At 40.1% G+C, this 26329-nt stretch carries 24 protein-coding genes and 1 other annotated feature; of the genes, 6 read left to right on the plus strand and 18 right to left on the minus strand.

Annotated elements, in window-relative coordinates; translation table 11 throughout:
* Positions 1 to 125: 125 nt before the first annotated feature.
* Positions 126 to 599: a SprT family protein gene (locus RCG22_RS14505; RefSeq protein WP_308103568.1), complete on the minus strand. Its 474-nt coding sequence runs from the start codon at positions 597 to 599 to the stop codon at positions 126 to 128.
* Positions 600 to 694: 95 nt separating this feature from the next.
* On the opposite strand from RCG22_RS14505, the gene cmpA reads away from it, so the two are divergent.
* Entirely contained in the window at positions 695 to 808 is a 114-nt protein-coding gene (cmpA, locus tag RCG22_RS14510) for a cortex morphogenetic protein CmpA (RefSeq protein WP_007083554.1), read from the plus strand.
* Positions 809 to 826: 18 nt separating this feature from the next.
* Here the strand turns inward: cmpA and RCG22_RS14515 are convergent, their stop codons facing one another.
* From RCG22_RS14515 to acpS, 6 genes are all read right to left on the minus strand, one after another.
* Entirely contained in the window at positions 827 to 3001 is a 2175-nt protein-coding gene (locus RCG22_RS14515; protein ID WP_308103569.1) for a Tex family protein, read from the minus strand.
* A 571-nt stretch (positions 3002 to 3572) separates the two neighbouring features.
* On the minus strand, positions 3573 to 3923 hold the full coding sequence (ndoA, locus tag RCG22_RS14520) for a type II toxin-antitoxin system endoribonuclease NdoA (RefSeq protein ID WP_007083556.1): 351 nt from the start codon (positions 3921 to 3923) through the stop codon (positions 3573 to 3575).
* Between the two features lie 4 nt (positions 3924 to 3927).
* Positions 3928 to 4209, minus strand: coding sequence for a CopG family ribbon-helix-helix protein (locus tag RCG22_RS14525; RefSeq protein ID WP_066259565.1), 282 nt, complete (start codon positions 4207 to 4209; stop codon positions 3928 to 3930).
* Between the two features lie 269 nt (positions 4210 to 4478).
* Positions 4479 to 5642: an alanine racemase gene (gene alr / locus RCG22_RS14530; protein WP_308103570.1), complete on the minus strand. Its 1164-nt coding sequence runs from the start codon at positions 5640 to 5642 to the stop codon at positions 4479 to 4481.
* Positions 5643 to 5766: 124 nt separating this feature from the next.
* Positions 5767 to 6780, minus strand: coding sequence for a LolA family protein (locus RCG22_RS14535; protein ID WP_308103571.1), 1014 nt, complete (start codon positions 6778 to 6780; stop codon positions 5767 to 5769).
* 193 nt (positions 6781 to 6973) lie between these two features.
* Positions 6974 to 7324, minus strand: a complete 351-nt coding sequence (acpS, locus tag RCG22_RS14540) for a holo-ACP synthase (protein ID WP_308103572.1) — start codon at positions 7322 to 7324, stop codon at positions 6974 to 6976.
* Positions 7325 to 7429: 105 nt separating this feature from the next.
* Between acpS and RCG22_RS14545 the strand changes: the two genes are divergently transcribed.
* Complete coding sequence (locus RCG22_RS14545; protein WP_308103573.1) at positions 7430 to 8158, plus strand: rhomboid family intramembrane serine protease; 729 nt, start codon at positions 7430 to 7432, stop codon at positions 8156 to 8158.
* Between the two features lie 74 nt (positions 8159 to 8232).
* On the opposite strand, the gene uvsE is transcribed toward RCG22_RS14545, so the two are convergent.
* The 4 genes from uvsE to RCG22_RS14565 form a co-directional block, all read right to left on the minus strand.
* Positions 8233 to 9198 carry a UV DNA damage repair endonuclease UvsE gene (gene uvsE, locus RCG22_RS14550; protein WP_308103574.1) on the minus strand — a complete coding sequence of 322 codons (966 nt, stop codon included), beginning with the start codon at positions 9196 to 9198 and terminating at the stop codon, positions 8233 to 8235.
* 135 nt (positions 9199 to 9333) lie between these two features.
* Complete coding sequence (cshA, locus tag RCG22_RS14555; RefSeq protein ID WP_308103576.1) at positions 9334 to 10833, minus strand: degradosome RNA helicase CshA; 1500 nt, start codon at positions 10831 to 10833, stop codon at positions 9334 to 9336.
* A gap of 559 nt (positions 10834 to 11392) precedes the next feature.
* The gene (locus RCG22_RS14560; RefSeq protein ID WP_308103577.1) at positions 11393 to 12781 is read right to left on the minus strand and encodes a UDP-N-acetylmuramoyl-tripeptide--D-alanyl-D-alanine ligase; all 1389 of its coding nucleotides are present in this window, start codon (positions 12779 to 12781) and stop codon (positions 11393 to 11395) included.
* 105 nt (positions 12782 to 12886) lie between these two features.
* Positions 12887 to 13960, minus strand: coding sequence for a D-alanine--D-alanine ligase (locus RCG22_RS14565; protein ID WP_308103578.1), 1074 nt, complete (start codon positions 13958 to 13960; stop codon positions 12887 to 12889).
* A gap of 222 nt (positions 13961 to 14182) precedes the next feature.
* Here RCG22_RS14565 and RCG22_RS14570 point away from each other — a divergent pair, with 222 nt between their 5' ends.
* On the plus strand, positions 14183 to 14851 hold the full coding sequence (locus RCG22_RS14570; RefSeq protein WP_308103579.1) for a sulfite exporter TauE/SafE family protein: 669 nt from the start codon (positions 14183 to 14185) through the stop codon (positions 14849 to 14851).
* 204 nt (positions 14852 to 15055) lie between these two features.
* On the opposite strand, the gene RCG22_RS14575 is transcribed toward RCG22_RS14570, so the two are convergent.
* A complete protein-coding gene (locus RCG22_RS14575) occupies positions 15056 to 15832 on the minus strand; it encodes a hypothetical protein (RefSeq protein WP_308103580.1) in 777 nt (258 codons plus the stop codon).
* A gap of 239 nt (positions 15833 to 16071) precedes the next feature.
* On the opposite strand from RCG22_RS14575, the gene mgtE reads away from it, so the two are divergent.
* Positions 16072 to 17430, plus strand: coding sequence for a magnesium transporter (gene mgtE / locus RCG22_RS14580; RefSeq protein ID WP_308103581.1), 1359 nt, complete (start codon positions 16072 to 16074; stop codon positions 17428 to 17430).
* Between the two features lie 148 nt (positions 17431 to 17578).
* A complete protein-coding gene (gene uptA / locus RCG22_RS14585; protein WP_308103582.1) occupies positions 17579 to 18172 on the plus strand; it encodes an undecaprenyl phosphate transporter UptA in 594 nt (197 codons plus the stop codon).
* A gap of 97 nt (positions 18173 to 18269) precedes the next feature.
* Here the strand turns inward: uptA and RCG22_RS14590 are convergent, their stop codons facing one another.
* From RCG22_RS14590 to argS, 4 genes are all read right to left on the minus strand, one after another.
* Positions 18270 to 20096: an APC family permease gene (locus RCG22_RS14590; RefSeq protein ID WP_308103584.1), complete on the minus strand. Its 1827-nt coding sequence runs from the start codon at positions 20094 to 20096 to the stop codon at positions 18270 to 18272.
* Between the two features lie 231 nt (positions 20097 to 20327).
* Positions 20328 to 21515, minus strand: a complete 1188-nt coding sequence (locus RCG22_RS14595) for an MFS transporter (protein ID WP_308103585.1) — start codon at positions 21513 to 21515, stop codon at positions 20328 to 20330.
* 118 nt (positions 21516 to 21633) lie between these two features.
* Positions 21634 to 22098 carry a DinB family protein gene (locus tag RCG22_RS14600; RefSeq protein ID WP_308103586.1) on the minus strand — a complete coding sequence of 155 codons (465 nt, stop codon included), beginning with the start codon at positions 22096 to 22098 and terminating at the stop codon, positions 21634 to 21636.
* Between the two features lie 71 nt (positions 22099 to 22169).
* Positions 22170 to 23864 (minus strand): arginine--tRNA ligase, encoded by a 1695-nt coding sequence (gene argS, locus RCG22_RS14605; protein ID WP_308103587.1) that lies wholly within the window; start codon positions 23862 to 23864, stop codon positions 22170 to 22172.
* A gap of 52 nt (positions 23865 to 23916) precedes the next feature.
* Positions 23917 to 24130 (minus strand) — a binding site (T-box leader).
* A gap of 103 nt (positions 24131 to 24233) precedes the next feature.
* On the opposite strand from argS, the gene RCG22_RS14610 reads away from it, so the two are divergent.
* The gene (locus RCG22_RS14610) at positions 24234 to 24491 is read left to right on the plus strand and encodes an alpha/beta-type small acid-soluble spore protein (protein WP_308103588.1); all 258 of its coding nucleotides are present in this window, start codon (positions 24234 to 24236) and stop codon (positions 24489 to 24491) included.
* A gap of 53 nt (positions 24492 to 24544) precedes the next feature.
* Here the strand turns inward: RCG22_RS14610 and RCG22_RS14615 are convergent, their stop codons facing one another.
* Positions 24545 to 25117 (minus strand): TetR/AcrR family transcriptional regulator, encoded by a 573-nt coding sequence (locus RCG22_RS14615; protein ID WP_308103590.1) that lies wholly within the window; start codon positions 25115 to 25117, stop codon positions 24545 to 24547.
* Positions 25118 to 25226: 109 nt separating this feature from the next.
* Positions 25227 to 26144, minus strand: coding sequence for a class I SAM-dependent methyltransferase (locus RCG22_RS14620; RefSeq protein WP_308103591.1), 918 nt, complete (start codon positions 26142 to 26144; stop codon positions 25227 to 25229).
* Between the last annotated feature and the right edge of the window lie 185 nt (positions 26145 to 26329).

The raw sequence follows: 26329 nt of genomic DNA on the forward strand, positions 1-26329 counted from the left end.
ATCGTATTTTTTCCAAAAAATATAATCCAATAAGGCAGTCACCTTATCGACTCTTTACATTATAATGACGATGGATTAGAAAGTCAATATAGTTTTAGATAAAACTATTTATATAAATTCTTACATTACTCCGTAATGATTTCTTTTATTTTCGTCAACGTTCCTCTGCATTTCCCACACACAAATCTGCTAGTATCAATACTTCGTTTTCTTCGGTAAGATTGCTGACATTTTGTGCATTGATATAAGAGAATCTTTTTGGATGACCGTTTTACTTTTCTATCTGGTAATTGGGCACAAAACCGCGGTGCTTCTACCTTTTTTAGTAATCGCTTAAACTCTTGGTCCCTATGCTGATACCCCTTCCCTTCAAGGTGAAGATGATAATGGCATAGTTCGTGCTTAATAATCCCTACTAGTTCTTTTTCACCTAATTGCTCGTAATACTTTTTATTGATTTCGATATTATGTGTCCCCAGCAGATATCTGCCGCCTGTTGATCTTAATCTTGGATTAAACGAGGCTTGATGGCGAAACGGCTTCCCAAAGGACTCAACAGATATTTTTTCAACTAATAATTGAAGTTCTTGTTGATCCATTTTGGGATCCTCTCTTTCTATGCGAACGTGACAACCTATTATAGCATATATTGTATATACCTATAATAAAGATGTACTTTTCGGGAGGTTTTATGATGCCGACTTGGTTGCAAAACCAAATGAAAAGAGCCTTTTATGAGAAGGACCGCTATCAAATTAAACTATTAAACCAATGCTGGTTCTTTTACAGAAAAAAACACTGCTCCTAGGAAGCAGTGTTTTTTCCTTTAGTTTGAAGGTGCCAGCATTGTTAGTGCAACGCGTCCCTTTTTCATATCAACAGAATCTACCCATACAGTAACAACATCCCCGACCGACACGATGTCTAATGGGTGCTTAACAAATCGATTGCTGAGCTTGGAAATATGAACAAGCCCATCCTGCTTCACACCGATATCAACAAAGGCACCGAAATCAACAACATTCCGAACCGTACCTTGTAACTCCATTCCTGCTGACAGGTCCTCAAGCTTTAACACATCTTTTTTCAAAAGTGGCCGTGGTAAATCATCACGCGGATCACGCTCCGGTCTTACCAAAGCATCAATAATATCCTTAAGGGTTAACTCCCCAATAGCAAGTTCGTCAGCAACGGATTTCAATTCAATCCCATGAAGGGCTGTTTTGAGCTCTTCTGAACCAAGATCATCGGTGGTAAAACCTAGACTCGCTAATAGTTTCTTCACTTCATCATAGTTTTCCGGATGGATCCCTGTTCGGTCAAGCGGCTGCTTACCGTCCAATACGCGCAAGAAACCAATTGCCTGTTCATAAGTCTTCGCACCCAGACGCGGCACTTTCTTTAATTGAATCCTGCTCGTAAATTTCCCTTCCTCTTCACGCTTTTTGACAATATTATTTGCCGCTGTTTTGTTTAGCCCGGCTACATATTGTAAAAGTGATGGAGAGGCGGTATTTACATTAACACCGACCCGGTTAACAGCAGTTTCAACCACGAAATGCAACGATTCTGATAGACGCTTCTGGGAAACATCATGCTGGTATTGGCCGACACCAACTGATTTTGGGTCAATTTTCACCAATTCCGCTAATGGATCCTGCAAACGACGTGCAATAGAAGCGGCACTTCTTTCTTCTACCTGCAAATCCGGAAACTCTTCTCGTGCAATTTCAGACGCTGAATAGACACTGGCCCCTGCTTCATTAACAATTAAATAGAAAATCTCTTCGTCCATTTCTTTTAAAATATCAGCGACAAACTGTTCTGTTTCCCTAGAAGCTGTACCATTTCCGATTGCCGCCATTTCCACTTTATAGTCGCGGAGGATGTTTATAAACTTTTCACGCGCTTCTTTTGTTTTGGAAGCCGGCGGGTGTGGATAGATAACATCAATTTTCAATACCTTACCTGTCTCATCCACAACTGCTAATTTACAGCCTGTCCGGTAGGCAGGGTCAACTCCGATAACAACCTTTCCCTTTAACGGTGGCTGCAAGAGTAAGTTTCGAAGGTTTTCAGAGAATATATGTATCGCTTGTTCTTCGCCTTTTTCCGTTAATTCACTGCGGATCTCCCGCTCGATGGATGGCTGAATTAATCTTTTATAGCTATCCTCCATTGCCTCTAACACAACAGGCGCTGCCGGTGAGTGCTGGATTCTGATCCATTTTCTTGATAAATAGGACAGGATTAAATCAGCATTCATTTTAATCGAAACCCTTAAAATATCCTCTTTTTCCCCGCGATTTAAGGCAAGAGTTCGGTGGGGAACAATTTTATTTACCGGTTCTTCATATTCATAGTACATTTCATAGACGTTTTTCTCGTCTTTTTCTGCTTCCTTAACTACCGATACAACAGAACCAGATTTAAAGGTTTCCTTACGAATCCATTTTCTGCTTTCGGCATCATCAGAAACCCGTTCAGCAATGATGTCTTTCGCGCCTGCAATGGCATCGTCAACGGTAAGGACTTCTTTTTCTTCTGATAAAAATTGTTTTGCCTTTTCTTCCACGCTTTCTTTTGTAAAAGTCAGCAGCCACTCTGCCAATGGTTCTAAACCTTTTTCTTTTGCAATCGTCGCTTTGGTCCGTCTCTTTTGTTTATAGGGTCTGTATAAATCCTCTACCTCTTGAAGCTTCTCAGCCTTAGTGATGGCAGAGTTCAGTTCGTCCGGCAATTTCCCTTGTTCAGCAATAATGCGGATAACCTCTTCTTTACGATGCTCAAGGTTTTGAATATACTGCCAGCGTTCTAATATGTTTCGAATCTGAACTTCATCCAGTGCTCCTGTCATTTCTTTACGATAACGTGCAATAAAAGGAACTGTATTGCCTTCATCAAATAAAGATATAACACTCTTTACTTGTTTAAAAGATATCGTTAACTCTGCAGCGATTTTCTTTAACAACTGATCATCTTTTACGATTGTATCATTCACAAAGCTTGTCCTCCCATTCCTTTTCATTCTATTGTAGCATATACAGGGTTTTTATTTGGTTTTCCACACACCAATCCGTGACCATTTTCGAAATAGAATGCGATAGATACTTCATTTTCCGTTCCATTTTTCCAAAAAAACGGTATTTACGCAAATAGGCGGAGAATTTCCGCCTATTGTATATAAGGGAAGCTTAAGAAGCGGATATAAGCGGAGATCTTCCGGTTAACTGCTCTAAATAAGACAAAATCTAAAGATTCGGATAATACAAGCGGAAATACTCCGCTTATATTTAAGGAAATATGGGTATTTCCCAATTTAGCCGGAATTTCTCCGCTTATTTTTCAAACACAGTGAAATCAACATTCAGATATGTCAGAGCCTAACCAATATCTAATATAGGCTTTAAAAGTTTTGTCTTCAATACGCACGGTTGGCGACACATTTGTATTTTTTAGCACATAGCTTTCAAAAAAAATAAGCAAGCACATGGGCTTGCCTAAGCAGAAGTTGAATTTGAGGTCAGGTTATGTATGAAAAAACGCTCTTCCTAGAAAGAGCGTGCTTTAAATTAAAATTCGATGAGACCTAGGCTTACCTGCAAGGCTTCATCCACTTTTTCCATCATTTCGTCATCGAGATGGGTGATTTTATCGGTTAACCGCTGCTTATCAATTGTACGAATTTGCTCTAACAGAATGACCGAATCTCGTTCGAATCCGTAGCGCTTCGCATCAATTTCTACATGAGTAGGAAGCTTGGCTTTTTGAATTTGAGCTGTAATCGCTGCAACAATCACTGTGGGACTAAACCGATTCCCGATGTCGTTTTGGATGACAAGTACAGGTCGGACGCCGCCTTGTTCAGAACCAACAACTGGGGATAGGTCCGCGAAATAAACGTCACCACGTTTGACTATCAAAGGATTATCCTCCGCTTACAAGACGTTCAACTGTGTGTTCTGCCTCATATTCTGCTAAAAATGCCTCTGATGCAATTCTAAGATTTATCTTTGCCATTTCCATGTATCCCCGTCTCATTGACTCGCGAATTTGTCTCTTTTTTCGTTCGCGTAAATACATTTTTGTTGCTTGGTAGATAAACTCGCTGCGGTTTACATTTTCTTGTTTAACAAAACCATCTAATTCCGTTAAAAGATGTTGCGGTAACTTCACTAAGATTTCCGTAGTTGCGCTTGACTCAGCCACAAACATACACCTCCACCATCACTACACACCATTTTTATCTAACCAGATTCCTTATGACGCATAAATTTAACACACTCCACGAATCGACCAAAGCCTGTTTCACACAGTGTGTTCCATTTATTTATCTGTACCATATTTAATAATAACACTTATCGTACTTATTGCATAGACTAATTATAATCCTACTGTATTATAAGCCAATAAAACATCCTTTTATGCACAAATTACCGCAATATCATAAATATGATAATAAATCTTCATTTAGCCCATTAATCTTCGAGAAGATAATTTTTTAAATCGACAATTTTCCCACCCTTTTTATAAAGGCGCGGGACCCGATTGGCTATTATACACGGAACTTCATAATTAATCGTTTCGAGCTTTTTGGCTACTTCATTAACTGAAATAAACTGATCGTCCTGTCCGCCAATTAATGTTACGGTCGTCCCAACCGGAACATTTTCAGGGAGACGAATCATACATTGATCCATACAGATTCGACCGACAATCGGAGACCTGGTTCCCTTAACAAGTACTTCTTGACCTTGCAGCTTCCGAATCCATCCGTCCGCATAACCAATCGGAATGGTTCCAATCCACTCTTCTTCACCAGTTTCATAGGTTGCCCCATAGCTCACTTTTTCGCCCTTTTGCAGCTTCTTCACATGGACAAGTCGTGACCGGAGAGAAAAAGCTTCATGGAGAGGAAATGGGATCTCTTTTTCCATCTCAAGCGAAGGTGTTAGACCATACATCGCGATTCCAATTCGTACTGCATTAAAATTAGCGTTAGGATACCTTAGGGCAGCCGCACTATTGCTGGAATGGATATACTTCGGTTGTTTTTTCAGCCCTTGGATCATCCCTTCAAACAATGCTAACTGCTGGCGGAAATAGGTTTCATCCAATTCATCTGCCGTGGCAAAATGAGTATAAATTCCTTCCAATATCAATTGATCATTTTCTGAGATAATCTGCTCAATGGCCGTTAACTCGGTTACATCCCGAACACCAATTCTTCCCATCCCTGTATCTACTTTAATATGAAGAGAAATTTTATCATCCGAATGTAAGTTTTTTACTGCATCCCGCAGCCATTCCATCTGAAAAACGGTAAGGGTAATATCAAACTTCGACGCCACTTGGACATCTTCAGGTCGCGAAGCCCCGAGGACAAGAATAGGCGCAGTAACTCCTTTATTTCGGAGAGCTATCGCTTCATCCATAAAAGCAACTGCCAGATAGGACGCACCTGCTTCCAGTGCTGTTTCTGCAACTTGAACATCCCCGTGCCCATAGGCATTCGCTTTGACAACAGCGATCATTTTCACGTCTTGAGACAGATGCTTTTTGATAGAGGCAACATTGGCTGAAATGCAATCTAAATCTACTTCTGCCCAAGTATCTCTATAGAAAAAACCTTGCTCTTCCATGGTTCCACTTCCTAATAGCTTTAATTAAATATTATTCCATTTTAACACAAAAGTTATCATACTCTTGTTTAATTTCTTTTACAAACAAAAAACAGGCCCCATAAGAGCCTGCGGGAATAAATCGTTATTTTACTGCTTCACCTTGGACAGAGGTCGCAACCTCAATCATTTCTTCCTTCGTTAAGTTTTTCGACGCAATCATGTAGTCCACACCATTATGAGACCAAGAGAGGGAATGATCCGAAACTGCCCCAATTGTCACCCCTAAATCGACAATATCACCTTCAACATAGGTAGGATTAACGGATGCTGTTTTGGCTGTTACTTTTTCCTGGACAAGCGTGAACGATTTTTTGCCATCATAGGTGAGGACAACCCGTTTACCATCTTCAAGCGTTACTTCTTTTTCTTCAATTAATTTTGTCCCTTTAAGTTCTGTCGTTGGATACATAACGGTGAAGGCATCATCGCCGCCATCTGCCATCGCCGGCAAATTAAGCTGCGCACGTGTCATGTTTTTCTTCATATCGAAATCGTCCTTGTCAAAGCTGGCATTAAATTTCACCTTGGAAAACTCTACCGTGACAAGGGCATTTCGATCTGGATCCATGACTTTTACCACAGCAGGGGATAGATCCCTTTTATTCAGCTTGATTTCTTGGGAAGGCAGCATCGTATTATTTTGATAACGGGTTTTCGTTTCAAATACATAATATTTTTTGGTGGTAGAGAATTTTGCACTTTTATCTGCAACAATGTCCTTAATCAACGATTCATACAAGTAGGCCTGGCTGCTATTTTGCGGCCAATCACTTTGAAAACGGAAACTTTTATTGAGGGCAGGTGTCAGGACAAATACCCCTTCGTTATTTCTTAAAATCATCTGACTTTGGTCCTTTTGCGCATTTTTCAAATTCACGCGATAAAAGGTAGGATCCTTGTGCCAAATTTCCACTTTATACACTTGTGAATCAGAACCCATTTTTAACGTCATTTTTGCATTCACCTTATAGCCGCTTAAGTCATCTAGTTTCCCCGTTAACTCTTTTACCACATCACCTTGTGATTTAGAGCCACAGGCAGCCAGGACAAAAATGACCATGAGCCCAGTGATGAGCAGCAACAACTTTTTCCTCATTCCTTCAACCCCTTCTTGTCTCATTTCATATGATTGCAGAGAAGAGAAAGGCAGGGGTCAGGCAATGGAGTTTGCTTTCCAAAATGACCATGGCTGACCTTGTCTCTCCTGTTTCCCTATGAATATATGAGACAACCTTGGGGATTATGATAAGGAAGTTGCCAAGCTATTTATTTTTAAAAATTTCCGCGCCCTACTCTTCTTCAATAATCACATGTGCTACGGCATATTCTCGACTATGCGAGATAGATAAATGAGCACGCCTTTTCGGCTTTGCAAAAAAGGGCTTTCCTGAACTATCATTTTCAATTTCAATATCTAAAAATGATAGTTCTTCGCCAATTCCTGTTCCATTCGCTTTTGAATACGCCTCTTTCGCAGCAAAGCGACCTGCTAAAAATTCTACCTTTCTTCTCGCCGATAGATCCTCAAATTTCATCCGTTCATTTGGAGTTAACACGCGGTCGATAAACTTCTTTTGTCTTTCGAGTATGTTCTGAATTCTAGAAAGTTCAATAATATCAATTCCAATCCCTTTAATCATGGTTCATCTTCCTTCTATTTTGTATAAAATTAGCATATTATGAGTGTACAAGAACGGAAATTAGTTAATTATTAGATAGAATGTGAAATACAGGAGGTTTATGTCATGTTTACGAGAACGGAAAGCTTTCGCGAATTTATCCGCCTTTATCCGATTGTTTCTATTATTATTGCCATTCATTTAGGATTCTATCTTTTAACGAGTATAACCATCTTCCCCAACTCCTGGATCTTTGAAAACCTGTCCGGAGTAAATCTCTACATTATGGAAGGGGAATATTGGCGGCTGATTACCCCGACCTTTATTCACAGCGGCTTTACACACATGCTCTTTAATAGCTTTTCACTTGTGTTATTTGGTCCTGCACTCGAGCGCATACTTGGCAGCACAAGATTCTTATTTATCTATCTCCTGTCTGGTTTTATCGCTAACGTCGCTACACTGCTGCTCGAGCCGCTTTCCTATACCCATGTCGGCTCAAGTGGAGCGATATTCGGTCTGTTCGGATACTATCTTGCGCTGATTATGTTTCGGAAACAGGTGCTTTCCAAACAGAACTCGCAAATTATCCTTACACTTTGTGTCGTCAGTCTGATTATGACCTTCTTACAACCGAATATAAATGTTATTGCCCATCTATTTGGATTGCTTGGCGGTTTTTTACTAGGAGCTATTCCTTACTTTAATAAAAAGGATTTCTCCGATTCCATTAGAGGCACAGCGGATTGGGCCAGTAGTAAGAAAAGTAGAATCTCCTCCCAATCACCATTGAAGATTATCATTTGGGCGTCGATTATTATCATTGCTATTCTCGGATTACTGGCACAAAAATAACAGGGATTTGCAGCCAGTCACTATTTCTATATTAATTTAAGTATACATGGCTAAAGATGGTGGATGCACAACCTTTAATCGATGATAAAACTGGACTGGTCAATCCACGTCATTCCTTCACTTTCTTGCATATCCTTGACTAATTGAAAAAGTGCCGCATCTTTTTGCTTTGCTTCTATCATACAATGAATTTCCGGTACCGTCCCCTTGACCTCATGTAAAAAGCGAAGAAACATCTGCGGATCAATGGTGTCTGCATGTGCCCTGAAATCTTTTTCAGAGCGCGGACTAGATATATGCATCTTTATTGGCAGCGAGGACTGTGACCAGGTCCCAATGATCCGTTCCCAATCATCTTGCCAATCATCCTCCTCATGATGAGCAAGATGATGATGATAATCAAACACCATCGGCAGACCCAATTTCTCACAAAGATATAATGTATCTTTTACCGTAAACGTCGTATCATCATTTTCGAGCATAATCATTCTTTGAATCGCAGGGGAAACATAGGCCCAGTTATGAATAAATAATTCCAGAGCCTTCTCTTTATTGTTGTATCCTCCGCCGACGTGTAATACGCAACGGTGTTCGGTATCAATCTCCATCCCTTTTAGGAGTCTTTCATGCATAGCAAGCGTCTTTAAGGAATTTTTTAAAATGTCCTTATCAGGCGAATTAAGCACCACAAAGTGATCCGGATGGAAGTCAATCCTAGTTGGGTTTTCCTTAATATAACCAGCCAGTTTGTTGAGTGGTTCTTTCAGCGGTTTCATGTAGTCCCAATCCGGCAATTCTTCATGATTAGCAAGGGGAATGAGCCGTGAACTAAACCTAAAAAAATGAATTTGATTGCCGGCATTGTGTTTTAATAGCCGTAAGCAATTCTCTAAGTTTGATACAGCAATTCTCTCTAGTTTCCGAATCGCTGCGTCCCGGTCTTTAATTTTTTTAAATTGAGCAAATGTCATCGTTTGTGAGGGGGAGGCATTCTGAAGTTCGACACTCATTGCGACATATCCAAGTCTAACAATCGTCATCATAATCACTCCAACTGAATGTGTTTAAATTTACTATTCCCCTTTTAGACATAGAAAAAAAGCATGAACCTAATGTTCATGCTTTTGCTTTATAACTGTCCAGCTACAGCGCCTAGGGGCGCTTCCGCTTTTCTATTAATGATTAAACGTTCTTGGCTTTGATGATGATTTACCGCCGCCGCCAGTTCTTTTTTCACCACTGCGTGGCTTTCCAGCCGGTGCTTTTTTCCTGTTACGGTCGCCACCGTATGAACTTGAACCTCTAGAATCATCTCTTCTTCTACGGTCACGGTCCTGTGGTTTTCTTTCTCTTCTTTGTGGAGACTGCTCTTCTGTTAGTTTAATCGGAGTGGTATCCGGTTCTTTTGTTAACATCTTCAACACAGCTGCGATAACAGTTGATGCATCATTTTCTTCCAACAATTCTTGCGCCGCTGCTTTATAATAATGTAAATTATTCGATTCAATCGTTGCCACGATTTTCTCTACAACCGCTTTTTGTTGGCCTTCTAATGCTTCATCAAGTGTAGGAGCCTTCATTTTTTCCATCTTGCTTCTTGTCGTTTTTTCAACAACAGCTAGATATGATTTTTCACGAGGTGTAATAAAGGTTAAAGCTACACCCTTCTTACCCGCACGTCCTGTACGTCCAATACGGTGAACGTAGCTTTCTGGATCCTGTGGAATATCAAAGTTATATACATGCGTTACTCCGGAGATATCAAGACCCCTTGCAGCTACGTCTGTTGCAACAAGGACATCAATTGTTCCTTCTTTAAACTTACGAAGAACAGAAAGACGTTTGGCTTGGCTTAAATCACCGTGAATACCTTCCGCTGTATAACCTCTTAACGTTAGTGCTTCCGATAATTCATCTACACGGCGCTTCGTACGACCAAACACAATCGCAAGTTCCGGAGATTGAATATCAAGAAGTCTTGTTAATACATCAAATTTATTTCTTTCAATAACTTCAAGATAATATTGATCAATCAAAGGAACAGTCATTTCTTTCGTTTTCACACGAACGATTTGCGGGTCCTTCATGAACTTTTCAGCCATTCTCTGAATCGGTCCTGGCATGGTTGCTGAGAAAAGTAATGTTTGACGCTCTGCAGGTGTAGCAGCAAGGATGGATTCAATGTCTTCAATGAATCCCATGTTTAACATTTCATCTGCTTCATCCAGGATTACAGTGTTAACTGTATCAAGACGCATCGTTTTTCTGTTGATATGATCCAATACACGTCCCGGAGTACCAACAATGATATGTGGTGCTTTCTTTAGTGAACGAATCTGGCGGCTGATATCCTGGCCACCATAAATTGGCAGGACGCGAACTCTTTTGCCTGAACCAATTTTATAAAGCTCTTCAGATACTTGAATCGCAAGTTCACGAGTTGGCGCAATAATAATCCCTTGAATGGCATCCGCACTTGTATCAATTTTCTCAACTAACGGAATACCAAATGCAGCAGTTTTACCTGTTCCTGTTTGAGCTTGACCGATCAAATCAATACCTTTTAGCCCCAATGGAATAGTTTCTGCCTGGATTGGTGTTGCTTCCTCAAAACCCATTTTGAGGACTGCTTGTAACGTGGCATTACCAATGCCTAATTCTTCAAACTTTGTCAATGTTTTCATTCTCCTTCATCTATGTGAAAATATTTTTTAAATGCTGAATATTTTCGCCTGATACTCAGAAAAGCGTAAGCGCCTGCTCTTAGAGGCGAAAAGCGCTGGAGGGCCCAAGTTGAAGTCCTTTTAGACTTAACTAAAAATGAAATAGCTTCTATTTTACTTTTGTTCAAGTAGATTTAATTTCATCAAGGATGGATGGAAGTGGACTTTCATACTTCATCTTAGGCAGGACCGAAACGGCTCGGTTCCCATGGCGCTTGAGCTGACACGCATCAAAATGCCGTAAATAGGTAACATCTTTATTTTACCAAAAAAAAACATGCTCCCTCAAGGAGTATGCCCTTTAATAATCGTTCTTTAGACACGTTGATGAACATCATACCACTATTGCTAGTATTTTGCAATCAAGACAAGTTTGTTACAGTTGATTCAAACTAATCTTATCGCTTCATCAAATGCCTATTACTCGATAATAAGGGCAACTTCTCCTCACAAGGGGGGTCTCAGTTATTTTTCATTTATCAAGCTGAAATCATTCATGAACTGGCAAGTTTTAATTTCCTTTATTTTTTTGCAGCGAGGTAACTATTTCCTCTAATTTCATTCCTCTTGATGCTTTTACAAGGATTAAGGTGTTTTTATTTACATGCCGCTTTAGTTCTTTAATCAGTGATGCTTTGTCTGTGAAGGCAAAGACTCGTTCTTCTCCCAAAAGGTTGCGAGCTGAGTTGGCGATCTGTCCGCCTAAGTTACCATAGGTGAATAGGAGGTCGACTTTATCACTATTTAAGGAAGCGCCAATTTGCTGATGATACTGTTCCTCTTGCGGACCAAGCTCTAACATATCACCTAAGACCAGAATTTTTTGCTCATAGCCTTTAAGATTAGATACTAATTCAATGGCTGCCATCATTGAAGTGGGGCTTGCATTATAGGCATCATTAATTATTTTTTCACCCTGCTCCCCTTCTACTAGCTCCATCCGCATGTTTGTAAGCTTAATACCAGCCAAACCGTCATTCATTTTCTCGAAAGGGATGGAGAAATAGTTGGCAATTAGCATCGAAGCAAGTGCATTTAATATATTATGAGTTCCTAGGACCGGAAGTTCAAAAGAAGTGGTCGAGGTATTAATTTTGAAACGATTCCCATGATCTAACTGGGTAATTTCAGTTGGAAAAATATTATTTGTTTCATTTCTGCCGAACGTTTCAACCCGGACACTGCCTTTATGTACTTGAATTCGTTCCATCAGCAGTGGTTCATCACCATGGAGGACAGCTAGTCCCCCCTCTTTTAGCCCTTGCAGGATTTCAAGTTTTGCATCCGCAATTCCTTCCCGTGAGCCAAGATCAAGAAGATGTGATTCACCAATATTGGTAACTACAACTGCATCCGGGCAGGCAAGATTCGTAAGGAATTCAATCTCTCCTCTGCCGCTCATCCCCATTTCAAGGACAGCAATTTCCGTGTCTTCGTTTAAACCTAAGACTGTTAATGGAAGGCCAATATGATTATTATAATTTCCTTCTGTCTTTTGAACTTTATATTGGGTAGAAAGAATGCCGGCCGTCATATCTTTTGTCGTTGTTTTCCCATTGCTTCCTGTGATACCGACTACTTTTACGCTTAATTGCTTCCGGTAGTTTCTTGCTAATTCCTGTAAGGCCACAAGGCAATTATCGACAATCAAAATGGGCAGATGGGTTGGCGGGTTCGGCACATCCTTTTGCCAAAGGGCAGCACTTGCCCCTTTCTTGATGGATTCCTCCACATATACATGTCCGTCAGAATGCTCTCCTTTAAAAGGAATAAACAGGTTTCCGATTTCAATCTTACGAGAATCAATCGAAACGCCCGTAATAGTCGTTTCAGCAAACGGACTACTATCATTTTGGGCAGAAACCATATCTGCTATCTGTTTTAACGATCGTTTTATCAATTGAAATCCTCCTTTTTTTTAAAAGTGATATTGGACTTCGCTCATCGGGCGATTCCGCTTTTCGACATAGAAACGGACACGGCACATTAGCCGTGTCTCCATTTTTTAAAAAGTAAACTTTATCTGTTGTTTCTCGGCATGTCTTTCTTTAGCCAGACTTACAAGTCGCTCAATCAATTGTGGATACTCTACTCCCGTGTGCTTCCAGAGGAGCGGGAACATACTAAACGGGGTGAAGCCTGGCATCGTGTTTACCTCATTAATCAGGGCTTTCCCATCTTTTGTTAAGAAGAAATCAGCACGGACTAATCCGGAACAATCCAAGGCTTTGAAAGCTTTAACCGCCATTTCATTCAGTTGAGCATATTCCTCGTCTGTAATGTCAGCTGGGATGATTAGCGCCGTATCCCCGCTTTCATATTTCGCTTTATAATCGTAGAAGTCCTTTTTCGGAACAATTTCACCGGCAACCGAACATTCAGGCTCATCATTTCCAAGAACTGCTACTTCAATTTCACGGGCCACAACGCCTTCTTCTATAATGACTTTGCGGTCAAACTGAAAAGCTTCGGCAAAGGCTGCTTCTAATTCGGCACGATTAGTGCATTTACTGATGCCGACACTTGAGCCCAGGTTCGCCGGTTTGACAAAGCAAGGATAGCCAAGTTCCGTTTCGACCTTGCTATAGGCCTCTGCTTTTGCTTTTTCCCATTCACTTTTTATAAAAGCTACATAGTTCACTTGGGCAAGCCCTGCCTGTGCAAACACATTTTTCATCATAACCTTATCCATACCTGCAGCAGAAGCAAGCACTCCATTGCCTACGTATGGCAGGTTTAGCAGTTCCAATAATCCTTGCACGGTTCCATCCTCACCGTTTGGACCGTGTAACAATGGGAAAATCACATCCAGTGTTTCCTGCTTCTCCGCTTGGAAAAGTGCAGGCGCGAGTGATAAAGGCGATAATTGATTCCCCTCTGAAAATTCAAGTGCCTTTACGTTCTCTACCGGCTCACTTAATTGCGGTCCTTTCATCCATTTTCCTTCGGTATTTATGTAAATAGGATGAATTTCAAATTTTTCAAGGTCTAACGCCCGAATAACAGCCAGTGCCGTTTGGAGAGACACCTGATGTTCAGCTGATTTTCCTCCATATAATAAACCTAATTTTGTTTTCATACGAAACCTCCATTTTTTCATTCACGGTTATATTTTAACACTTAATTTCATAAGAAAGGAAATGTAGTTACCTAAGACTTTTTGGTATTTTCCTACTGAATATTTTATGATTGCTATAGCTTGCTTAAAAACTAACAATGGCCATTTTGTCAATTTTCTATCCTTTTCCAGCATATATATCCTGTATAATTATTTTAAACGGTTTAATTAGGAGGTGACATAATGACAGGATCACTATTATCGATATTATTATTAGGCTTTTTGCTAGGAATTAAGCATGCAATTGAGCCTGACCATGTGATTGCCGTGTCAACCATTGCAAGCGAATCAAAAGATTTAAAGCGCTCCATCTTTGCAGGTGTTTACTGGGGTATTGGGCACACTGCCACACTTTTCATTGTTGGAATGTTTTTGATTGTTGCCAAAAACACCATCACTTATACGGTTGCCCTGAGTCTTGAATTTATCGTGGGGATCATGCTGGTTAGTCTCGGCTTAAATAGTATTATAGTGTTTATGAGACATCGCCATCATCACCAAGACTCCCATCATACCTCGACTCATAAGAAAAAAAATCGGACCCATTTTAAATCCTTTTTCATTGGGCTCATTCACGGGCTGGCCGGCAGTGCAGCAATGGTTTTATTAACAATGAGTACGGTGTCGACTGCTTGGCAGGGCGCCTTATACATACTTATTTTCGGTTGTGGTACCGTCGTTGGTATGCTCAGCTTTTCAACAGTTATTGGCATACCCTTTGTGTTAACATCAGGGAAACAGTTGAATAGATATTTGAATAATCTCGCAGGCATTATCAGCATATTATTCGGAATTTATTATATGTATAACTTAGGCGTGAATGAAGGACTATTCACCCTGTGGTTCTCATAAGAAAAGCGCAAGCGCCCTGTTCAGCGGCGTATGGCCTGGAGCGCTCCAACTGAGATAAAGGAAACACGAAGAGCCGTAGGCGATTCGATGTTGACTTATCGTAGGGCGGAGAGCGAAGGACACTAGCCGCTAGGGCGCTGGAGCTGGACAATGAAACAGTCCCACCCAAAAGAGTGGGACTAATTTTTTACCCAACAAAAAGATTTAGATGACATTTAACTTCCATTCCTTTGTCTTTTTATCAAAAATGATTTTTGCATGATAGGGCTTTGATGATATTTGGTCATATTCCTCTACCATATCATCCATATTGGCAAAATCACCAATGACCCAAATGGGAATCTCTATTCGGCCTCGTTGGTGATCTGCATCTCGTAACGAAATGCAAATTCCTTCTTTGATAAAAGGTGTTAAGGCAAGAAGAATTTCTTTATTTACCTGAGGATAGGATTTTTTCTTACGAAGTCCCAGGATTGACTTTTCAATCTTAAGATTCGCTAATTTCCCTGCCACTACTTCACTAAGAACCTGGAAAAAATCCTTGAAGCTTCGGTAATAGGTTTTGTTAAACCAGCCATCATCATGAGCCAAATAAACAAAACGGTTCCCAAGCTTATTGTAAAAAGGTAATTTTAAATGTTGCTTTTGATGACCTAGGTACAATAGTTCAGCGATTTCCTGGCCAGTCAGTTCATTCAACACATCTTCCTCAATAAAATCAATCCAGCAAAAATCCCCATAACTATAGACATCTTCCGCAGCTAACTTGGTAATTCCTTCTTCAGGGCAGTATTCAAGTTGGGTATGCATATTAAAATCAGCATCATCAAAGCGGTGCTTTAGTAAAAGCAAATGACTTAATGAACCTGAAAAAGCAGCAGCAAATTCATCGAATTCGATACCGTAAGACATTACATACTGATCTGTTTGATTTAAATGGACATAGATGAGATCCCGTATGTCTTGATGATGCTTCTTCAAAGCAAAACTCCTCCGTTCAACACATTAAATAATGATATAATCAATACTTCCTTATTTTATCAAATAATAGTCCAAATAGCTTATTTCAATTCTTTTACAAATAATAAGTTTGATTGACACATACTAGATTTAAGCTTAATGATGATTAGTATTTGTTATCTTTCCTTTTTCATCTATTTTTTCTATAGCCTGTTAGAATTTATGCAGTTAGTGCAGAGAATGGAGCTGGTCTCTCATCCATGATTAAAAACATGACTCAAGATGAATTAAGTCTTTATATAATTAAAACCTTAAAGGAAAATAAAAAAACGGACTTTGAGAACATACTGGAAGAACTCCAGCCTTACGATATGGCCAAGATTTATAAGGATCTGCCGGAAAAGCATAAAGGTCGATTCCTGCTGTTTTTAAAAATTGACGTACTTGCGGACTTGATGGAAGAACTTGATAAAAAAGATCAGCTTGGCCTATTAAATATATTAGGAATTGAAAAGTCCGGCAAGGTCCTTGATTTAATGGATAACGATGATTTGGCGTTATTGCTGCATGAATTATCGCCCGAGAAGAAGGATTCCCTCCTATCCGGGATGAAGACGGAGGAATCTAATGCCGTCCGAGATATCATGAAATATCCACCGGAAACTGCCGGAAGGATCATGACCAACCGATTTGTTTGGATCCGCAGCTATTTTACAGTTCGCGAAGCCGTTGATAAGTTTAAGGTATTCGCTGAATTTGCCGAATCGATTAACTATTTATATGTTATTGATGAGGAGCGAAAACTAGTTGGAGTGGTTTCTTACCGTGATTTACTTTTAGCAGAGCCGGAGGAACACATTCGAACAATTATGTACGAACGAATCATTTCCGTTACGGTTACCACAGATCAAGAGATTGTGGCCCAAATCGTGGGGCGGTATGATTTCCTTGCCATCCCCGTTGTTGATGAGAATAATATTCTTGTCGGGATTGTTACAGTCGATGATATTATTGACATCGTGATGAAGGAAGCAAATGAAGATATCGAAAAATTATCGGCTACAGGGAAATCAATCGACTTTGAAACAAGAACATTAGTTGCCGCTGCCAGAAGACTTCCTTGGCTGATCTTGCTATTATTCATCGGGGTCATCTCAGGGCGAATTATCAGCAGTTTTGAAGATACCCTTAAGCAGGTTGTTGCACTTGCCTTTTTCATGCCGATGATTGCCGGGATGACTGGAAATACAGGAACGCAATCCCTAGCCGTCGTAGTAAGAGGGCTGATTTCATATGATATTGATAAAGGCGTAATTACTCGGTTAATCACAAGGGAACTTGGCGTCGGCATTACAATCGGTATTACTTGCTCTATTCTAATCGCTGTTATCGCCTATATATGGCAGGGAAGTCTCATTTTAGGTGCGGTTGTCGGCTGCTCACTTTTTTTCACCTTAATCATCGGGACACTTGCAGGGACGATTATTCCACTCATTCTATTCCGTATGAAAATTGACCCAGCAGTCGCCTCAGGACCACTGATCACAACCTTAAATGATATTTTTTCATTACTCACCTACTTTGGAATCGCTACTATGTTTCTAAAATATCTTCAATAGGAAAAAGTAAAAAGTAACGGCTCCCGTTACTTTTTTAACATTTCAGGAATGTCCTAAAGAAAAGTACCATATTTATTTCTTAAATAGACAATCTAGTTTAAACTAGTGAAGGAGAGAAAATTAACATTTACTTAAGTGAAGGTGAACTATGACAGACTTTATTAATAGTATTTTGGAGTTTTTATCACAATTAGGATATTTCGGGATTGCCTTAGGATTAATGATTGAAATCATCCCTAGTGAAATTGTTTTAGGCTATGGCGGTTATATGATTTCACAAGGGCATCTCAATTTTATTGGGGCCGTTATTGCCGGGACGATTGGCGGGACGATTGCACAATTATTTTTATATTGGGCCGGTTATTACGGAGGCAGACCTTTTTTAGAAAAATACGGGAAATACGTCCTGATTAAAAAGCATCATATCGATATTGCTGAACAATGGTTTGAAAAATATGGTGCCGGCGTAATTTTTTCGGCCCGGTTCATTCCAGTTGTAAGGCATGCCATTTCCATTCCAGCCGGTATTGCCAAAATGTCAGCAACTAAATTTACACTTTACACCGTAGCAGCCATTATCCCATGGACCATTCTATTCCTCTACTTAGGCAAAGTCCTCGGCAGCAACTGGGCCAATATTAAAGAATACGCCCAGCCTTATGTTATGCCAGCCATCATCGGGGCTATTGTTCTAGGGGCAATCTACTTTATAATCAAAAAAACAAAGAAAACCACCGACTAATTCTACTCGCGGTGGTTTTCTTTGTTTGGAAATTTCCTTTGGGCCTAATTGTCCAGCTTCTTTACATGGTTTTTCCCTAATCGTAAATCCATCCCTATTACTTTTTAAAATGAAATGGCAGTGTTGATACGATGACCTTCTTTTTAAAAATAAGATAGGTACGAATCAATAAACTAGATTGGTTGTGGAGAATATTATGCCAGCTTTTCTTCGTAATAAACTGCGGAATCAACACCGTCACCCGGTAGTTGTTCTCACTCGCTTTGTGCTCCACCGTATCAATAAATTTCGATAACGGAATTAACACGCTTCGATAATGTGATTGTAAGGTAACAAGTCGAACATCCGGCTGCCATTGCTGCCATTTTTCTTCAAAACGCTTTTCATCCTCACGATCAAATGAAACATATACGGCAAAGATTTGATCGGTTAAGGATTTCGCATAGTTAATGGAGTTCTCAACAACCCTGGTAATCCCTGCAACGGGAACTATAATAACATTCCCCTCAATCGGAACCGCGGGTTTATCAGAATAAATCCTCAATTGTTCTCCAACTGCTTCATAATGACGATTTATTCGTTTGAAAGCAATCACGATTAACGGTAAAAAGAGGATCACAAACCATACTTGCCAAAACTTTGTCAGGAAGAAAATAATTAAGACGATTAAGGTAATGAGCGCGCCAATTAAATTGGCACTAAGTTTAGCGACCCATCCGGCCGGTTTTTCCCGTAACCACTTGATAATCATCCCCGATTGTGACAAGGTGAACGGAATAAATACTCCAACAGCATAAAGAGGGATTAAATGCTCTGTTCTACCTCTTGAAAAAATAATAAGCAAAATAGATGCTACTCCTAAGGAAACAATCCCGTTAGAATAACCAAGTCTGTCTCCCCTAATGGTAAACATCCTTGGCATATATTTGTCCTTGGCAAGTGCATAAGCTAATAAAGGAAAAGCGGAGTACCCCGTATTCGCTGCCAGAACTAAAATAAGCGCTGTCGTTCCTTGGACAAAAAAGTAAAGGTAATTTCGTCCAAAGGTTTCCTTGGCAATTTGCGAAACGACCGTTTCGTCATGCTTTGGAGAAATTCCGTAATAATAGGCTAAGAACGTAATCCCCGTAAATAACAAAGCAAGGAGGGTTCCCATTAAAACTAATGTCTTAGCTGCATTCTTTGGTGCCGGATCTTTAAAGCTCGGAATCGCATTCGATATAGCTTCAACCCCAGTCAAAGCCGAACATCCCGACGCAAAGGCGCGCAGCAGCAAGAATAGGGTAATCCCTTGAACAGGTGCCCCTATTGGTGCATGCTGAACAGTTGCTGACACATCCCCCGTCATAATTTTATAAAGACCCACACCAATCAATAAGAACAAAGCAATAACGAACAAGTAGACCGGATAAGCTAGAATCGATGCCGATTCTGTTAAGCCCCGCAGGTTCAGAATCGTAATGAGAACAACCAGGACACAAGCAATTCCCACCGTATGTTGATGTAAAGTTGGGAAGGCCGACGTGATTGCATCTGTACCTGCAGATACACTTACCGCCACCGTTAATATGTAATCGACTAGCAGGGATCCCCCAGCAATTAATCCAGCTTTTTCACCAATATTCTCCTTCGATACAATATATGCCCCGCCGCCATGAGGGTAGGAATAGATAATTTGTCGATAGGAAAGGATGAGCGCCGCTAATAGAAATAATACCCCAACGGCAATTGGAACCGAATACCAGTAGGCAATAACGCTTACCGTTGCTAAAACAATTAGAATTTGTTCCGTCCCGTATGCTACAGATGATAAGGCATCGGAAGAAAGAATGGCTAAAGCCTTAAGTACATTTAATTTTTGTTCGCCCAGTGCCGTTGATTTTAACGGCCGGCCGATTAAGAATCTCTTAAAAGAAGAGAGCACCAGATTCACCCACCAAATTTGAAGTAGAATTACCGATTGATTTTAACACAACAGAGTAGTTAATATGAAGTGTTTTCTTTTGACGAATAACCAAATTTTTCATGCGACAAGAGATTAACCTTTTATTACCCCTTATTCTTATCCTAAATAGCACGATTATGAAGAAATTCTTAAAAACATTCGCTGATTCAAACAAAAAGGCACGGAGACATTATTTAGTCTCCATGCCAATTACCGTTTGTGGGCTACTCCCACACGGTCTTTATATAAGAAAAAGAAATAAAGAAGCATCGAAAGGAATATGGATATAGCTGATGCTTTATAAATGCTGCTGTACCCAAACAAGTGACTAATCTGTCCAAACAACATCGCACCAACGCCAATTCCTAAATCGAAAAATGAAAAGAAGGTGGCATTCGCCATACCTCTCCGGTTGATTGGAACCTTTTCAATAGACCAGGCTTGCAGGGCTGGCTGTACGGTACCAAAGCCAAGACCATACAGACAGGCAGCTGTATATAGAACCATACTATTCGGAAGCCACGATAACAGCAGCATGGCTGCCAAAATTAACAGTGTGCCTGGAATAAAGACAGCTTGATGCCCTTTTCGGTCATATAATTGGCCTGCAAAAGTTCGTGTAACCATTAAAGCAATCGCATAAAACAAAAAAAACAATTGGATTCCTGCAATACCCTTTTGAGCTGTATATAACGGGAGAAAGGCGGCCATTCCACCAAAGGTTACGGTAATAAAGAACATGAGCATCGAGGGCTTTAAGGCACTTTTTTCATAAAGATCTCGCTTTAATGTCCTAACTTCCTGTTTCTTGTCTACCTTTTTGTAACGTATTCTGGATGAAAGCAGTAGAGCAATCAATCCAAATCCTGCACATATTAGAAAGAATACCTTAAAGGGTAAAAAGCCCGTTAACACGAGCCCCAGAGATGGACCAATAGCCAATGCTAAATTTCCTGATAAGCCATAATAGCCCATTCCCTCGCCTCTTCTTGTAGCAGGGATTAAATCTGTCGCAATTGTCCCTGATGCCGTCGTAGAAAATCCCCAGCCTATCCCTTGGACGACGCGGACAATAAATAAAAAGACCATACTTGTCAGGAACCCAAATGTTCCAACCGACAGAACAAAAATCGCTAAGCCGATTAAATAAACAAAGCCCCTTCCTTTTGTTTCAAGTGAATGACCTGCAAATGGGCGCAGGAGTAAGGCAGAGAATGTAAAAATCCCTACAACCACCCCAATTAATTGATCATTCCCTCCTAACTCCTCCACAAAGAGCGGAATGGTTGGCAGGGTCATTTGAAATCCAAGAAAGATAAAAAAATTAGCTAATACAATAAGAACAAAATCCCTTGTCCATATTTTCTCTTTAGGTCTTACCTGCGTTTGTTGATCCATTTACCAAGGAGACCTCCTCTCTTTACTTAACTAGAAGATGCTTACTACTCCTTTCCAAGTCTGTTTTAATAAATGAAAAAACGCTTCTACGAATAGTAGAAACGGATTTTCAAACAAACTATTTTGCAGCTGCATTAATGACGCGTTTCATGGCCTGTATTTGGCCTAGATGAATACTCTCATGGAAAATCGCGAAATTGGTTAGTTCACCAAAGGTTTCTTGACCCAGGAATGGGGTTTTTAATCTTTGGTCAAAACTCTCCGCCGGTATTTCTTTAATCCGGGTTACTTGTTCTTGCAGCTGCACAATTAATTGCTGGAGCGAAGGAACATCCCCCTGCCAAACCGCCGGGCTGGTACCAGAGGCAAATAACTCCAGATAGTTTGCCGGTAACTGTGTTGATTTTTTCGGAAAGCCAAACATAAATTGCTCAGCAACCGTTAATACATGGCCAACATGCCAGTGAATGGTATTATTAAATCCCTCCGGTTGAACGTCAGCAAATCCCTCTTCTAGTTCCGCAACACCTTTGATAAATCTTTCCCTCACTAACTGATAATGCTTAAGTAATAATTCACTCATTCTACTTTGCCTCCCTTTCCACTCATACCTATATTCTATCTGATAATAGCTTTAAACATAACTAATAAAGCTTACATTTCTGCCGGTGCTTCTAATCCTAACAATCGCAGGCCTTCCTTTAAAACCTCCGTGACAGAATAGACAAGTGCTAGTCTGCCCTGTTGTTCGGTATTATCTTCAAGGATTTTTACGTCTGCATAATATTTATTGAAAACTTGAGCTACGTCAATAATATATTTAGCCACTTGGGACGGGTCGAAGTTCTTGCAGGCTCTTTTAATGGCTGGAGCGAATTCCATTAAAAGACTGGTTACCTTCCATTCTTTTTCCCAAGTATTTTCGTAGGTTAAAGCGCTCCCGTCTACCTTGACATTCGCCTTTCGTAAAATTGAACATGCCCTGGCGTAAGTGTATTGAACATAGGGACCTGTTTCTCCTTCAAAACGAAGCATCTCTTCTAAGGAAAATTCAATATCATTCATTCGATTGTTCTTTAAGTCATGGAAGATGACTGCCCCGACACCTACCTGCTTAGCCACAGCACCTTTGTTTGGAAGGTTTGGGTTTTTCATTTCAATACTATGTCTAGCCATAGCAATTGATTCGTTTAGAACTTCTTCTAACAAAACAACCTTGCCTTTTCGGGTCGACATTTTCCTACCATCCTTTAACATTAATCCAAATGGAATATGGTGCATTTGTTTCGACCAATCGTATCCCATTTTTCCAAGCACCGCTATTAACTGTTTAAAATGAAGGCTTTGTTCATGGCCCACCACATATAAGGATTGGACAAATTGGTATTCCTCCTGGCGGTAAAGAGCTGCCGCTAAATCACGGGTGGCATACAGGGTTGCCCCATCAGATTTTTTAATCAAGCATGGCGGAAGCTGTTCCTCGGTAAGATCCACCACCTGCGCCTGTTCGGATTCGACCAATAGCTGTTGCTCTTCAAGAAGCTTAACGACACGATCCATCTTGTCATTATAAAAGGCTTCGCCTGCATAGGAGTCAAATTCAACGTTCATTAGCCGATAGATTCGTGAAAATTCCTTTAATGACTCCTCTCGAAACCATTTCCAAAGCGCTAATGCTTGTTCATCTCCATCCTCAAGTCTTTTAAACCAGCTGCGTCCTTGGTCCTCAAGGGTTGGATTAGACTCCGCTTCTTTATGAAATTTAATATAAAGAGTTAGTAGTTCCTTGATTGGATTGAGTTTGACCTTTTCTGCATCTCCCCACAACTGATAAGCTGTGATCAACTTCCCAAACTGTGTTCCCCAGTCCCCAAGATGATTGATTTTTATAGGCTTATAACCACATTTCTCGACAATTAATGCAAGCGAATTGCCAATCACCGTTGAACGCAAATGTCCCATCGAAAAAGGTTTGGCAATATTGGGTGAGGACATATCTATTGTGACAGTGCCACTGTTTCCAAACGTAAGCGCCCCATACGTTCCTTTTTGAGAGATGATGTCATGAACTACTTTTTCAGAAGCCGTCTTTTTGTTTAAAAAGAGATTAAGATAGGCTCCCACCACTTCTACTTTTTCAAAAATGGGGGAGTTTATCTTCTCCCTTAGTTCCTCAGCAATGAGATTGGGTGATTTTCTTTTCAGCTTGGCTAAAGTAAAACAAGGAAAAGCAAGGTCACCAAGTTCTTGGTTCTTAGGTTTTTCAATCATCCGTTCCAGCTCTTTTGCTGAAATCGCTTGGTCAAGTAAGTCGTATAAGATTGCAGCAAGCTCCTGTTTAAAATTCATCTTTTTAACCTCCTTCTATCTGTAAAAAAAACAAAAAACTCCCGTCTCTATTAAAAGAGACGAGAGTTCATAATCCCGCGGTACCACTCTAATTGTTCTTTAAGAACCAGCTTTCTTTCATAACGGAGGATTCTCCGGCATACCCTACTCTCTTTTCAGGCATGCATCTCAAAAGTGCGCTTCATTATCTGCTCTGTTTCAGGCTCCCACCACCCCTGAATCGCTGCTACATCCTAGATAATTACTCTCTTTCTCATTGATTTTATCCGAATTGTTACCAGTTATTATACTGGATTAATATGGGTTTTTCCAGTGATTGTTGATTAATTTTTTCAATCAGGTAATCCTACTAATAAAGGAGGAATTTTCATGGCGAGAAGAAGAAATAAAATCCTTGTCCCAGAGGCACGCAATGGCTTAGATGCCTTGAAGGCAAAAGTCGCAAATACCGGCAACCCTGAGGATGCAAAATTTGAAGCAGCGGAAGAAGTGGGCGTTCCATTGAAAAAGGGTTACAACGGTAAGCTTACCTCTGAGCAGGCGGGAAAAGTAGGCGGCCGACTTGGTGGCAGTATGGTCCGCGAGCTTGTCAAAATGGCGCAGGAAAGCATGGCTAAAAAACGGTGATTTTAAGGGTGAATCCAAAAAGGCTTGTGTACACGTGTGGACACAAGCCTTTTTCATTTCGGCAAACCTTTTACTAAAAACACTTTCATGATTTCTGCGATTTGTTCGGAACTTAACGGCTGATGATTTCTTTCCCAGTCTGAAACCAAGGCAATATACATTTTTAAAAGAAGAAAGCTCGACAGTTCTGTATCGGTTGGTGGGATTGCCCCTTTAGCGTTGGCCAAATCCATTTTCTTCTTTAAGTAGGCAATAATTTCATTCTCAACATGCTGGAGCATTTCCGATACCGCTAAAGTCCCCATTTCTGTTTCCTCTTGGACCAATTTAATCATCAGTTGATGCTGTGAGCGAAATTCTAATAAACGGTATAACGCACGATGGACATTTTCTGTAAATGGTAATTCCGGTTCGATGACAGCTTCCGCCTCCGCCATCATTTCTTTTACCAACGAAGAGATGATCTCTTCAAACAATTCTTCTTTATTTTTAAAAAAAGTATAGATTGTTCCTTTTCCTACATTAGCTAGCTTTGCCACTTGATCCATCGTCGTTGCTTTATAGCCAAATAAGGAAAAAGACTTAGTTGCCGCCTCTACAATCATCTTTCTTCGATCGGTTGCCATATCAACCTCCGTTGACCAATTTAGTTTTTTGGTCACTTTTATTTTACTCAAATATACCATAAATTAAACATCGGTTCAATTTCTGATATGGAAACATGCTAATAATACATTATTTATTCACGACTAGATGAGCAAAATGAAAATGGTCGAAGGCGTGCAAGCCATCTTCTCGATCCACAAAGAACATTTCTTCGATATTGGCTGGTGAAAGATTTTCATAGAGTAACATATTGCAATCCTGCAGCTCTAAATCGAGTTCAAACGGGTCAAAGCCCGTAACCATAGGTTCACCAGTTTGTGCCGTAATTTGTCTCATTTGGGTTAATTTCTTTGAGGCAATTCTGTTATTAAAAGCAGAATCATCGAGGTAATCAAAAATAAAAGAACTTCCGTTTATGGACATCTCCGCCACAGAAGAGAGAAGTTGATAGAAGTCCTTTTTAGCTAAATACATGACAACACCCAGCAAACTAAAATAGGTATATTTTTGCTCATCATAGCCGCTTTTCTCCAACTCTTCACGAAGAGAATGGCTTTTGAAATCGACCGGAACAAATTTTACGTTAGCTGGGAGTTCAATGCCCATTTCATGAAGACGGTTTATCTTAATAGCTTGGGTGGCGGGGTGATCTACTTCATAGATTATAAAGTCCTCCGGCAAATTTTCTTGCCTTAACGCAAATGTATCAAAACCTGCCCCTAAAATGACATACTGTTTAAATCCACGTTCAATCGCAGATCTAAGTCCATCTTCCGTATACCTTGACCGACTTACCAATTGAGGAACCGTTTGGTTGTTCATCACCCATTCTAGTTTTTCATCAATTGTTTCTAACGCTTCACTTTTTTCCTGGTCAAAGAAGGCAATGGCCTTTGCCCAATTGGTGGCAATCAACTGCTTTTCTTCATTTTTTAAAAGCGAATGAGCGATAAAGTCATTAAAAATCGGCTCCTTACTTTTTGATGCATGATATCCCCTCGCAAAGCAGCTAACTAATGCAGTTAAACTTTCCTTCCCAGTTTCCAACTAAATTCCCCCTTCAATATCCCTTTTTAAAACAGAAAAACTCCCAGCATAGATCTGCTAGGAGTTTATTTTATGATAGAAATATAGTCGATGTCAATAAATAATTATTATAACACAAACAACTAAATTTGTCAATAAAAATATGCTCATATATAAAAAAATCCAAAATAATGATGGTTTTTGCC

The sequence above is a fragment of the Neobacillus nitrireducens genome, from assembly GCF_030915405.1.
Classification (GTDB): domain Bacteria; phylum Bacillota; class Bacilli; order Bacillales; family Cytobacillaceae; genus Neobacillus.